This is a genomic window from Pedobacter hartonius (genome assembly GCF_900107535.1).
GTDB lineage: Bacteria > Bacteroidota > Bacteroidia > Sphingobacteriales > Sphingobacteriaceae > Pedobacter > Pedobacter hartonius.
In genome coordinates this window covers 210832-224050 of sequence record NZ_FNRA01000008.1, presented here as the reverse complement: position 1 = coordinate 224050, position 13219 = coordinate 210832, and the positions used below count along the sequence as shown (strand labels likewise).

Genomic DNA, 13219 nt, shown 5'->3' with positions numbered 1-13219 from the left:
TATTTAGATCGTTTCTAAATCCGACAGCGGTCATACCTTTTGCTGCTAAATATTGTAGATTTGTGGTTCATTCTGTATTAGAATGAGCCTTTTTTGTTTTATGATATGAGTGACATCAATATAGTAGACGCGCCTCCGGGCATTGAAGGATCTGGGTTTTTCGCCACATCTTTAGATAAGGTTGTCGGCCTTGCCCGTTCCCATTCATTATGGCCACTACCCTTTGCAACATCCTGCTGTGGAATTGAATTTATGGCTACCATGGGTTCACATTATGACCTGGGCCGTTTTGGATCAGAGCGACTGAGCTTTTCTCCGCGCCAGGCAGATCTGTTAATGGTAATGGGTACCATCGCTAAAAAAATGAGCCCTGTATTAAAGCAAGTATATCTCCAGATGGCTGAACCCCGCTGGGTAATGGCTGTTGGTGCCTGTGCGTCAAGCGGAGGTATATTCGATACCTACTCCGTGCTGCAGGGAATTGATGAGATCATACCGGTTGACGTATATGTTCCTGGCTGTCCTCCGAGACCTGAGGCGATCCTGGATGGTTTTGGTAAAATTCAGGAGCTTGTCAGGAATGAGTCCGGCAGAAGGAGGCATTCTGACCAATACAAACAAATGTTGGCTTCATACGGAATAGAATAATGGCTGCGATAATCAATGAAGATCTGATAAAATTACTGGGCGATAAGTTCGGTGAAAAGATAAGTGGTGTAAATGAGCCTTATGGTTTACTTACCGTTCAAACTACCAAAGATGTCATTATTGAGGTGCTTGGTTTTTTAAAGGAAAGCGTAGGAGCTGGCTTTAACTATCTTACTGATATTACGGCTGTTCATTATCCCGAGAGCAATCATATTGCAGTAGTTTATCACCTGCACAACATGGTGGATAAAATCAGAATCAGGATTAAGGTGTTTATCCATGAACATACGCCAACAATCCCTACTGCTACTGTTCTCTGGAACGGTGCAAACTGGATGGAAAGAGAAACGTACGACTTTTTCGGAGTTAAATTCGAAGGTCACCCCGATCTGAGGAGAATATTGAATATGGATCAACTGATTGTGCATCCCATGTTAAAACAATACCCTTTGGAAGATCCGAACAGAGTTGATAAAAAAGACGAATACTTTGGTAGATAAGAACATATGAATCACAATCAACCAGTATATACAGACAACGATCCTCAGAGTGAGCTGGTAACCCTGAATTTAGGGCCTACTCACCCGGCTACACATGGTGTTTTTCAAAATGTACTCCAACTGGATGGAGAACGTATAGTAAGTGGTATATCTACTATCGGATATATTCACCGTGCTTTTGAAAAAATAGCCGAGCACAGACCCTTTTACCAGATCACCCCGCTGACAGACAGGTTAAACTACTGCTCATCGCCGATCAATAACATGGGATGGCACATGACGGTAGAAAAATTATTAAATATAAAAATGCCGAAACGTGTTGACTATCTGAGGATCATCATCATGGAACTGGCACGTATCTCAGATCACATCATCTGTAATACAATCATCGCACAGGATACCGGTGCTACTACTACCTTCCTTTATCTTTTTCAGTTCAGAGAACATATCTATGAGATCTATGAAGAAGTATGCGGTGCACGTCTGACCACCAATATCGGCCGTATCGGCGGGTTTGAAAGGGATTTCAATGATATCGCCTTCGCGAAGATCAATAAGTTCCTGAAAGAGTTCCCTGTAGCATTAAGGGAATTTGAAAGTTTGCTTAACCGTAACCGTATTTTTATAGACCGTACTGCAGGTGTTGCCTGTGTTACCCCTGAAGATGCCCTGAGCTATAGCTGGAGCGGCCCTCTTTTGCGTGCTACCGGTGTAGATTATGACGTGAGGGTAAGTGAGCCGTACTGTTCCTATGAAGATTTCGAATTTGAAGTTCCTGTAGGTACCAGCGGAGATATTTACGACCGTTATCTGGTGCGTAATGAAGAGATGTGGCAGAGCGTAAGCCTGATCGAACAGGCAATGGAGAAATTGAAACATGAACCTGCAGGTGTTTTCCATGCAGATGTTCCCGATTTCTATCTTCCCGCAAAAGAAGAAGTATATAACAATATGGAAGCACTGATCTACCATTTCAAGATTGTAATGGGAGAGATCGATGCACCAAAAGCTGAAGTATATCATGCTGTTGAAGGCGGAAACGGTGAACTCGGGTTCTACCTGATCAATGACGGCGGAAGAACGCCTTACCGTTTGCATTTCAGAAGACCAAGTTTCATCAACTACTCTATGTATGCACACATGAGTGAAGGAATGCTGTTATCTGATGCCATTATCAACATGAGTAGTATGAATATTATTGCCGGAGAATTAGATGCTTAAAGTAGAAGAACAACAACCTGTAGAGTTTTCGCCAGCTTTGACCACAAAGTTTGACGAGATCTCCAATAGATACCCTGAAGGAAAACAGAAATCGGCCTTATTGCCTATACTGCATGAAGTACAGGCCGAACTGGGCTGGTTAAGTGCCCGCGCAATGGATAAAGTTGCGGAATACCTGAAAATTGAGCCTATCGAAGTATATGAAGTAGCCTCTTTTTACAGTATGTACTTCCTGAAGCCGCAGGGTAAATATATGCTGGAAGTTTGCCGTACAGGCCCCTGCTGTCTGGTAGGTGCCGAGAAGCTGATGGATCATATTGAGCAGACGCTTGGTGTGAAAGAGGGCGAAGTTACTGCAGACGGTTTATTTAGCTGGAGAGGGGTAGAATGCCTGGCAGCCTGTGGTTTCGGCCCGGTACTGCAGATTGGCCCTGAATACACATTTTATGAAAACCTTGACGAGCAAAAGGTAGATACATTGATAGCAGAATTACGCAAAAAATAATGGCACGTAAACTCTTATTAGAACATATAAACGTACCAGGCATCAATACACTTGATGTTTACCGCCAGAAAGGCGGCTATCGTGCTGTAGAAAAGGCCTTGAAAACCCTTAGCCCGGATGATGTGGTGGAGGAAGTTAAAAAGTCAGGACTACGCGGGCGTGGTGGGGCAGGATTTCCTACGGGAATGAAATGGAGCTTTTTAGCAAAACCGGAAGGCGTTGCACGCTATCTGGTCTGCAATGCTGATGAATCAGAACCCGGGACATTTAAGGACCGTTACCTGATGACACATATTCCGCATGCATTAATTGAGGGAATGGTCGTTGCAAGTTATGCCTTAGGTGCTAAAACGTCTTATATCTATGTACGCGGAGAAATGATGCCGCAGATCAGGATCCTCGAAAGAGCGATTGCTGAGGCAAAAGCGGCAGGGTTCCTGGGTAAAAATATTTTGGGCTCGGGTTACGACCTGGAATTATACGTTCAGCCGGGTGGCGGAGCATATATCTGCGGTGAAGAAACGGCCCTTTTAGAGTCGCTTGAAGGAAAAAGAGGTAATCCAAGGATTAAACCGCCTTTTCCGGCTATTGCGGGATTATATGGCTGCCCAACAGTGGTGAACAATGTAGAATCTATTGCAGCTGTAGTACCGATCATCAATGAAAGCGGTGATGAGTATGCTAAAATTGGTATCGGACGTAGTACAGGTACCAAACTGATCTCGGCTTCGGGTAACCTGGTCAGACCGGGAGTATACGAAATTGAACTGGGACTGCCGGTTGAGGAGTTCATCTACTCTGACGAATATTGCGGCGGTATTGCCAATGGAAAAAGACTGAAGGCTACTGTAGCCGGAGGATCTTCAGTACCGGTATTACCGGCAAACCTGACGCTGAAACTTGCAAACGGAGATCCCAGACTGATGAGTTACGAGTCACTTTCTGAAGGAGGATTTGCTACAGGAACCATGATGGGCTCAGGTGGTTTTATCGCTTTTGATGAAGACCAGTGTATCGTGAGGAATACCTGGAACTTTTCCCGTTTTTACCACCATGAAAGTTGCGGACAGTGTTCGCCTTGCCGTGAAGGAACCGGATGGATGGAGAAAGTATTGCACAGATTGGAACACGGTCACGGAAAAATGAGCGATATCGACCTGCTGGTTGATGTTTCAAGGAAGATAGAAGGAAATACGATTTGTCCTTTAGGGGATGCTGCTGCATGGCCTGTTGCCAGTGCGATCAGGCATTTCAGGGATGAGTTTGAATGGCATGTAAGGGAGCCCCTGAAAAGCCAGGAAACAAATTACGGTATCGCAAAATATGCTGAACCGATTGCCAAAGCAGAAGTGAATACAGAAAATTAACGAGAGATCTTTAACAATGAGTGAAAAAGTTAAGGTAACCATAGACGGGATAACTGTTGAAGTAGAGCCCGGAACAACGATCCTGAATGCTGCAAGGCAAATTGGGGGAGATATTGTGCCTCCTGCAATGTGCTATTATTCCAAGCTGGAAGGCAGCGGCGGAAAATGCCGTACCTGCATTGTGAAAGTGAGCAAAGGTTCTGAAAAGGACCCGAGACCCATGCCTAAGTTAGTAGCTTCATGCCGTACTACGGTAATGGACGGTATGGAGGTGCAGAACATCACTTCTCCTGAAGTGATGGAAGCGCGCGCAGGAGTAGTAGAGATATTGCTGATCAACCACCCGCTGGATTGCCCGGTTTGCGACCAGGCGGGAGAATGTGACCTGCAGAACCTCGGTTATGAACACGGTTTACAGAAAACAAGATATGAATTTGAACGCCGTACTTTCGAGAGAATAGATATCGGTGATAAGATCCAGCTGCATATGAACAGGTGCATTTTGTGCTACCGTTGTGTGTTCACTGCCGATCAGATTACCAATAAGCGTGTTCACGGTATCCTGAACAGGGGAGACCATTCTGAGATCTCTACCTATATACAGACAGCGGTTGACAATGATTTCTCCGGAAACGTGATTGACGTTTGCCCGGTTGGTGCATTAACAGATAAAACATTCCGTTTCAAAAACAGGGTTTGGTTTACCAAGCCGGTTGATGCGCACAGGGACTGCCCGACTTGCAGTGGTAAAGTTACTTTATGGTATAAAGGAGCCGATGTCCTACGGGTTACTGCAAGAAAAGATATTTATGGTGAAGTAGAAGAATTCATTTGTAATACCTGTCGTTTCGATAGAAAGAAAACTGATGACTGGGTGATTGAACACCCAACGCATATCAGCGATGCTTCGGTAATCTCATCAAACCACTACGAAACGATGATCCCATTACCTGTTATTCAGGAAAACCTGCGTTTACAGAAAGCTAACAAAGTTGAATTGGAAAAAACCGCTAAATTCTAATGGATATCACATTTGTAATAGAAAAATTTATACTTGTAGCTATCATTTTTGGTATAAGTTTAGTGATCGCTATGTATTCTACATATGCGGAAAGAAAAGTTGCTGCATTTTTACAGGACAGGCTTGGGCCTGACCGTGCAGGCCCGGCAGGAATGTTCCAGCCGCTGGCTGACGGGCTGAAAATGTTCATGAAAGAAGAGATCATCCCTACCCATTCTAATAAATGGTTATTCATGGTTGGCCCTGGTCTGGCTATGCTTACCGCTTGTATTGGTACTGCGGTTATTCCATGGGGAAGTGCAATTACTGTGGGCGGCAGGGTTATTCCTTTGCAGGTTACCGACATTAATGTAGGCGTATTGTACATTTTCGGTGTTGTTTCGCTGAGTGTGTATGGCGTGATGATCGGTGGATGGGCTTCTAATAACAAGTACTCGCTGTTAAGCGCTATCCGTGCGGCTTCTCAAAACATTAGTTACGAGGTGGCAATGGGGCTTTCTATCATTGCTTTACTGCTGGTAACAAATACCCTGAGCCTGAAAGAAATTGTGGAAGGACAACACGGCTGGCACTGGAACGTATTGTATCAGCCGCTGGGTTTTATCCTGTTTATTGTTTGTGCTTTCGCAGAGACAAACCGGGCGCCATTCGATTTACCGGAGTGTGAAACTGAGCTGATCGGTGGTTACCATACGGAATACTCCTCAATGAAATTAGGTTTTTACCTGTTTGCCGAGTATATCAACATGTTTGTGTCTTCGGCAGTGATGTCTACCCTGTACTTTGGGGGATATAACTATCCGGGTATGGACTGGGTGCTGCTGCATGTTGGTCCGGTAATCGGGCCGCTGATCGGTACAGCCGTATTGTTTGCCAAGATATTTGCCTTCATATTTTTCTTTATGTGGGTAAGGTGGACGATCCCCCGTTTCCGTTATGATCAGCTGATGCACCTGGGCTGGAAAGTACTGATGCCGCTGGCAATAGCAAATGTAATCATAACGGGGATCGTGATTGCAATAGTAGAAAAGTTTTAACTATCCGCTCTGCGGAATATAAAAGGAGGTTGAATGGAACCATTAACCAGTAAAAAGAAAGTATTGATACAAAAACCGCTCACATTTGCAGAGCGGATCTATTTGCCGGCACTTACCAAAGGTCTGTCTATTACCATCAGTCACTTTTTCAAAAAGGAAGCGACGATCAGATATCCGGAGGTTCAGCGTGAAATGTCGATCAACTGGAGAGGGATGCATTCCCTGAAAAGAGATGAAGACGGCAGGGAACGCTGTACTGCCTGCGGGCTTTGCGCATTGTCTTGCCCTGCTGAGGCGATCACCATGATTGCTGCTGAGCGCAAACCTGAGGAAAAGGAATTGTACAGAGAAGAGAAATATGCTTCTGTCTATGAGATCAACATGCTCCGCTGTATCTTCTGCGGGTTGTGCGAGGAAGCTTGTCCTAAAGAGGCGATCTACCTGGATGGACCTATCGTACCGTCAGATTATCTGCGTAAGGATTTCATCTATGGTAAAGACAAACTGGTAGAGCAGCCTTTAGTAAAAAAATAAAGCAATTGAGGCTTAGCTTCAGAGATAACAATTTATACATTTGCCGCTTTCGGCTTTAAAACAAAAATAATAAATGGGTACATCAGTATTCTATTTGGTCGCTTTTTTAAGTATCTTCTTTTCACTCATGGTGATCTTCGCAAAGAACCCGGTGCACAGTGTACTTTATCTGATCGTAACGTTTTTTACGTTCACCGTCCATTACATCCTGCTTAATGCCCAGTTTCTGGCAGTAGTAAACTTCATCGTTTATATGGGGGCAATCATGGTACTTTTCCTTTTTGTACTGATGCTGCTCAATCTGAATAAAGATAATGAACCTTTAAAATCCGGACTGGTCAAAGTGGTGGGAATTGTGGCCGGATGTTGCCTGGTGGTTACGCTGATCGGGTCATTAAAGGCCACAGCTGCCTCCAATCCGCTGGTATTGCAGAACGCAAACCTGGGTTTAGTAAAAAACCTGGGTAAAGAATTATTCGGCCCCTTTATGCTGCCTTTCGAATTGTCATCAATTCTATTGCTTACAGCTATGGTAGGTGCCGTATTGTTAACTAAAAAAGAAAAAGTATAGTGGGAAACATTACTCAAGACTTACAAGGGGTGCCGCTTAACCATTACATCTGGTTAAGTGCTATTATTTTTACCATTGGTGTAATAGGGGTGCTTACCCGCAGAAATGCTATCGTAATTTTTATGTCGGTAGAATTGATGCTGAATGCGGTTAATTTATTACTTACCGCTTTTTCGGTACATAGCAATGATCCATCAGGACAGGTTTTTGTATTCTTCATCATGGCGCTGGCTGCAGCAGAGGTTGCTGTTGGCCTGAGTATTATTGTGATGGTTTACAGGAATACACAGTCTACAGATATTAATGTATTGAATCGCCTTAAGTGGTAATTATTAAGAATAAATTATAAAATGATAAATTTAGTTTGGCTGGTTCCCTTAATTCCTTTGTTGGGCTTTGTGATCAACGGTCTGGGAAGAAATACATTTTCTAAAAACCTGATCGGTTTTATTGGGAGTGGCGTAATATTCATCTCTTTCGTTATAAGTATTGGTATATTTCTGGCACTCGGCAATGATCCTGTGAAATCGCATGAGATCTTCCTGTTCGACTGGATCAGCGCCGGTTCACTGAATATTCCGCTTTCCTTCCTGATAGACCCCTTAAGTTCTATCATGCTGCTGATCATTACAGGTATCGGATTTCTGATCCATATCTACTCTATCGGTTACATGCATTATGATGAGGGTTTTGGTAAGTTCTTCAGCTATCTGAATCTCTTCATCTTTTTTATGCTCCTGCTGGTTCTTGGATCTAACTATATCGTAATGTTCATCGGGTGGGAAGGGGTAGGTTTATGTTCATACCTGTTGATTGGCTTTTGGTTTACCAATTCCAGTTATGCAGCGGCAGCAAAAAAGGCATTTGTAATGAACCGTATCGGTGATTTAGGGTTTCTGATCGCAGTATTCCTGATCTTTACAACCTTTGGAAGCGTAGAATTTGCCAAGGTATTTCCTTTAGCCGGAAACATGCTTGCGGGAAATTCCACGATTGCACTGATTACCTTATTATTATTTGTGGGAGCTTGCGGTAAATCGGCACAAATTCCTTTATTTACCTGGTTACCTGATGCGATGGCTGGTCCTACGCCTGTATCTGCACTGATCCACGCCGCAACAATGGTAACTGCGGGTATTTATATGATTGCACGTTCCCATGTGCTTTTTGATCTTGCCCCTGTTATACAGCATGTAATTGCGATCATCGGTTTAGCAACGGCAGTGTTGGGTGCGGTTATAGCCATGACACAAACTGACATTAAGAAAGTACTTGCATATTCAACCGTTTCTCAGCTGGGTTATATGTTCCTCGGACTTGGCGTTGGCGCTTATAACGGTTCCTTCTTCCATGTGATCACACATGCCTTTTTCAAAGCCTTATTGTTCCTTTGCGCAGGATCGGTGATCCATGCCATGCACCATGAGCAGGATATGAGACATATGGGCGGATTGCGTAAAAAATTACCTGTTACTTTCATCACTATGCTGATCGGAACGATAGCGATTTCCGGATTGCCTCCATTCTCCGGTTTCTTCTCTAAAGACGAAATCCTGGCACATGTATATGAACAGAATAAAGTAATGTGGGCAATCGCTGTATTTACTGCGTTGCTTACAGCGTTCTATATGTTCAGAATGATCTTTCTTACTTTCTTTGGTAAATACAGGGGAACGCACCATGCGGAGGAAAAGATCCATGAGTCTCCATCAAGTATGACATTTCCTTTGATTGTCCTGGCAGTATTGTCGGCAGCAGGCGGTGCAATCGGAATTCCTGAAGCACTCGGCGGTCACCACTGGTTATCGCACTGGCTTGCTCCTGTGATTCCGCATCTTGCTGGCGCGGAAGATTTTGCCACTGAATATATGTTAATGGCAGTATCTGTTACAGGAGTTGTGATCGCTATCATTGTTGCTTACTTCAAATATGTTAAACAGCACCATGTTCCGGTTGCAGATGAAGGTAAAAGAGGAGTGCTGGCTGAGGTTTCTTATAATAAATTTTATATTGATGAGATCTACGACGTGCTGATCACGAAACCCCTTGATGCGATATCCGGATTCTTTTACAGGGTGTTTGATAAAAAGATCGTGGATGGTATTGTGAACGGATTGGGCTGGAGCACATCTGAAGCGAGTAAAGGCATCAGGCTGTTACAATCAGGTAACGTTGGGTTTTATATTTTTATGATGGTGGTTGGAATCATCTCGTTGTTATTGTATACTTATTTATCTCTATAAAAGATCGTCCAAGAAAACATAATGGAACAAGTTTTACTACTTCTTATATTTTTACCATTAGTTGCTGCGCTGATTACAGCATTTACCGGCAATGCCGCAAAACATGTGGCCATGGTCTTTGCTTTAGCCTCATTGGCAATTGCAGCTGCAATTACCTGTCAGTTCACACCGGATGCAAGTAAGCAATTCGTGGTTAACCTCCCATGGATCCAGAGCCTGGGAATTAATTTCCATGCGGGAATTGATGGTATCAGCCTGATTACTGTTTTGCTGACAAACGTGCTGGTCCCGATCATCATCCTGGCGAGCTACCGGAATGATTATAAAAAACCGGCTTCATTCTTTGCGCTGATTTTGTTTATGCAGGCAGGCCTGCTTGTAGTTTTTACCGCAATGGATGCCTTCCTTTTTTATATTGGCTGGGAAGCGGCGCTGATCCCGATCTACTTTATCTGCGCAATCTGGGGCGGAAAAGACCGGGTACGCGTAAATATGAAATTCTTTGTTTACACGATCGGGGGTTCCCTGTTTATGTTACTGGGTATTATTTACCTGTATCTGCAAAACCCCGCACATAACTTTGATATACAGGCATTTTACCAGTTGAGCCTGGATCCTGCACAGCAGGGCTGGATCTTTTGGTCGTTCTTTATTGCGTTTGCGATAAAAATGCCTGTTTTTCCGTTCCATACCTGGCAGCCTGATACCTATACGGAAGCACCTGCCGGTGGTACGATGCTGCTTTCGGGTATTATGTTAAAAATGGGTATTTACGGTGTGATCAGATGGTTACTTCCAATTGTTCCTGCCGGTGTTCAGGATTGGGGCACTACAGCCATAGTTCTATCTATCATTGGAATAGTATACGCTTCATTAATTGCTTTTACCCAGAAAGATGCGAAAAGACTGGTTGCCTATTCTTCTATTGCCCACGTTGGTCTGATCTCTGCAGGTATATTCGCATTGAATGCACAGGGAATGCAGGGAGCAATGATCCAGATGTTAAGTCATGGTATCAATGTGGTAGGCTTGTTCTTTGTACTTGATATTATCTTTTCAAGACTAAAGACCAATACGATCAGTCAGTTAGGCGGTATTGCCAAAGTAGCACCAAAGCTGGCCATTGCGTTTTTAATTATTGTACTGGGCACGGTCGCCCTGCCCGGAACAAATGGTTTTATTGGGGAGTTCTTATTGCTAATGGGTGTTTACCAGTTCAATATCTGGGCTGTTGTTTTTGCAGGTCTCACAATCATCTTTGGGGCTGTTTATATGCTGAGGATGTATCAGCATATCATGCTGGGTGAAACAAATGACCTCACGATAGGATTTGAGGATATCAGGGGGTCCGAAACATTAGTATTAGTTATCATTTGCGCACTGATCATTGTACTTGGAGTTTATCCAAAACCAATTCTGCATTTGTCAGAAGCTTCGGTACAACAATTATTAGAACAGGTAAATCAAAAATTAACATCGGTAAAATAAGGAAATGAATATCATTATAACAATTGTTGTTACAGCTCTGGTAGTGCTTTATGCGGGTTTGTTTAAAGCGACTAAGGCTTTGCTGCCGCTGACATTAGCCGGACTGCTCGTTGCACTGGGCTTCTGTATTACTTCATGGAATTCCAATACTATTTATTATGGAATGATGCAGATGAATAATTTTGCCATTGCCTTTTCATCGCTGCTGATTTTGGGTACGGCATTTATCTTTTTACTCACAGAGAATTACTTTGCAAAGGATAGTGAAAATGTAGCTGAATATTACACACTGATCTTATTTGCCCTTTCTGGAGGAGTGATGATGGTTTCGTATACGAATATGTCGATGTTATTTATCGGACTGGAAATTATGTCTGTTTCATCCTATATCCTTGCCGGTATCCGCAAAAATAATTTTGCCTCCAATGAAGCATCACTGAAATACTTTCTGATGGGTGCTTTCTCCACGGGCTTCCTGTTATTCGGAATTACTTTGATCTATGGTGCCACAGGTTCATTTAACCTGGGTGTGATCAATGAATACCTGATCGGGAATTACCTGACTATATCGCCATTGTTCTATCCGGGTCTGATCCTGATGATGATTGGGATGTGCTTTAAGGTTGGTGCGGCGCCATTTCACTTCTGGACACCTGACGTATACGAAGGATCTCCATCGCTGATCACTACCTTTATGTCTACCATCGTTAAAACTGCAGGTTTCGCAGCATTTATCCACCTTTTTGCCGGAACGTTTGCTCCGCTGCATGATTTCTGGATGCCGCCATTAATGGTGATCGTTTGTCTGACCTTGTTTATCGGTAACGTAACGGCCCTTTTCCAGAAGAACTTCAAGAGGATGCTGGCCTATTCAAGTATCTCGCATGTAGGTTACCTGTTATTCTCGTTAATTACACTGACATCATCTTCAAACAATAACGTTTTGCTATATACCGCCGCCTACACTTTTGCCAGCATCACTGCCTTTGCAGTGCTGATTCTGGTGAAGCAAAAAACCGGGGGAGATGATTTCAATAGTTTCAACGGACTGGGCAAGCGTAACCCGCTTGCGGCCCTGGCACTAACCATTGCGATGCTGTCCCTTGCAGGGATACCGCTTACCGGTGGTTTCATGGGAAAATACCTGATGTTCCTGAACGTGATGAACCAGTACCAGATCTATCTGGTAGCCTTTGCGATTTTAAATGCCCTTGTAGGATTTTACTACTATCTGCGCGTGGTGGTAGCCATGTACTTCAAAGAGGGTTCTGAAGTTGATCTGGACACGCCTGTTCAATACAAAGTTGTACTGATCTTATCTGTTGTAATCACTGTAATTCTGGGAGTTTACCCATCGGTAATTTTAAATTTGATATAGGCATTCTCAGGAAAATTATTTGTAGTTTTACGAATACTTGAACTATGCACGATTTCTGGACTTCCTTACATCAGTTTATTGATCCTGAAAAATTACTAAAAGAAGGTGGTTTTTACGTGGTAATGTTCGTCATTTTTGCTGAGACAGGCTTATTCTTCGGATTTTTTCTACCGGGTGATTACCTGCTGTTCCTGGCCGGTATGTTCGTGGCTACCGGGAAACTGGACGTCAATATTTATCTGCTGATTTTTGGGTTAATTGTTTCTGCTGTTTGCGGTAATTTTACCGGATACTGGTTTGGAATAAAAACAGGGCCGGTATTATATCATAGAAAAGATACTTTTTTTTTTAAAAAGCGCTATCTTAAAGCCGCAGAAGTATATTATAACAAGCAAGGCGCTTTCGCATTGATCATGGGCAGGTTTGTGCCGATAGTAAGGACATTTGCTCCTATCTTTGCAGGTGTCGTGAAGCTTGATTTTAAAAAGTTTGCATTATATAATATTTGCGGCGCGTTTTTATGGATAACATCTTTAACTTTGCTCGGTTATTTTCTTGGCAAGAAATTTGAAAAAGAAATTAACGACTACCTTTTATATATCATCATAGGTTTTATTACGATTACTTCTCTTCCTCTGGCAATAGCATTTTTGAGAAAGAGGGTGGAACACAATACAAAAGAAGACATTTCTAACACTGAATAATA

Annotated in this window: 14 protein-coding genes; all 14 read left to right on the top strand. The window is 43.2% G+C overall.

The window, feature by feature from the left end; translation table 11 throughout:
• Positions 1-105: 105 nt before the first annotated feature.
• The 14 genes from BLW16_RS15185 to BLW16_RS15120 all read left to right on the top strand — a co-directional run bounded on the left by BLW16_RS15185 (position 106) and on the right by BLW16_RS15120 (position 13217).
• Positions 106-648, top strand: a complete 543-nt coding sequence (locus tag BLW16_RS15185) for an NADH-quinone oxidoreductase subunit B (RefSeq protein ID WP_090558125.1) — start codon at positions 106-108, stop codon at positions 646-648.
• Positions 648-1148 (top strand): NADH-quinone oxidoreductase subunit C, encoded by a 501-nt coding sequence (locus BLW16_RS15180; RefSeq protein WP_090558123.1) that lies wholly within the window; start codon positions 648-650, stop codon positions 1146-1148. Before BLW16_RS15185 ends, BLW16_RS15180 begins: the two co-directional genes overlap by 1 nt.
• Positions 1149-1154: 6 nt before the next feature.
• Complete coding sequence (locus tag BLW16_RS15175; RefSeq protein ID WP_090558121.1) at positions 1155-2369, top strand: NADH-quinone oxidoreductase subunit D; 1215 nt, start codon at positions 1155-1157, stop codon at positions 2367-2369.
• Positions 2362-2874: an NADH-quinone oxidoreductase subunit NuoE family protein gene (locus BLW16_RS15170; protein ID WP_090558119.1), complete on the top strand. Its 513-nt coding sequence runs from the start codon at positions 2362-2364 to the stop codon at positions 2872-2874. The genes BLW16_RS15175 and BLW16_RS15170 overlap by 8 nt, the downstream gene beginning before the upstream one ends.
• Positions 2874-4241, top strand: coding sequence for an NADH-quinone oxidoreductase subunit NuoF (nuoF, locus tag BLW16_RS15165; protein ID WP_090558117.1), 1368 nt, complete (start codon positions 2874-2876; stop codon positions 4239-4241). The genes BLW16_RS15170 and nuoF overlap by 1 nt, the downstream gene beginning before the upstream one ends.
• A gap of 16 nt (positions 4242-4257) precedes the next feature.
• Complete coding sequence (locus BLW16_RS15160; protein WP_090558115.1) at positions 4258-5262, top strand: NADH-quinone oxidoreductase subunit G; 1005 nt, start codon at positions 4258-4260, stop codon at positions 5260-5262.
• Positions 5262-6299 (top strand): NADH-quinone oxidoreductase subunit NuoH, encoded by a 1038-nt coding sequence (gene nuoH / locus BLW16_RS15155; RefSeq protein WP_090558113.1) that lies wholly within the window; start codon positions 5262-5264, stop codon positions 6297-6299. Before BLW16_RS15160 ends, nuoH begins: the two co-directional genes overlap by 1 nt.
• Positions 6300-6332: 33 nt before the next feature.
• Entirely contained in the window at positions 6333-6833 is a 501-nt protein-coding gene (locus BLW16_RS15150) for a NuoI/complex I 23 kDa subunit family protein (protein WP_090558111.1), read from the top strand.
• A gap of 73 nt (positions 6834-6906) precedes the next feature.
• Positions 6907-7404, top strand: coding sequence for an NADH-quinone oxidoreductase subunit J family protein (locus BLW16_RS15145; protein WP_090558109.1), 498 nt, complete (start codon positions 6907-6909; stop codon positions 7402-7404).
• Entirely contained in the window at positions 7404-7733 is a 330-nt protein-coding gene (gene nuoK / locus BLW16_RS15140) for an NADH-quinone oxidoreductase subunit NuoK (protein WP_090558106.1), read from the top strand. Before BLW16_RS15145 ends, nuoK begins: the two co-directional genes overlap by 1 nt.
• 21 nt (positions 7734-7754) lie before the next feature.
• Positions 7755-9647, top strand: coding sequence for an NADH-quinone oxidoreductase subunit L (gene nuoL, locus BLW16_RS15135; RefSeq protein WP_090558104.1), 1893 nt, complete (start codon positions 7755-7757; stop codon positions 9645-9647).
• Positions 9648-9668: 21 nt separating this feature from the next.
• Positions 9669-11135 carry a complex I subunit 4 family protein gene (locus BLW16_RS15130; protein WP_090558102.1) on the top strand — a complete coding sequence of 489 codons (1467 nt, stop codon included), beginning with the start codon at positions 9669-9671 and terminating at the stop codon, positions 11133-11135.
• Between the two features lie 4 nt (positions 11136-11139).
• Positions 11140-12513 carry an NADH-quinone oxidoreductase subunit N gene (locus BLW16_RS15125; RefSeq protein ID WP_090558100.1) on the top strand — a complete coding sequence of 458 codons (1374 nt, stop codon included), beginning with the start codon at positions 11140-11142 and terminating at the stop codon, positions 12511-12513.
• 44 nt (positions 12514-12557) lie between these two features.
• Positions 12558-13217 carry a DedA family protein gene (locus BLW16_RS15120; RefSeq protein WP_090558098.1) on the top strand — a complete coding sequence of 220 codons (660 nt, stop codon included), beginning with the start codon at positions 12558-12560 and terminating at the stop codon, positions 13215-13217.
• The last annotated feature ends 2 nt before the right edge of the window (positions 13218-13219 follow it).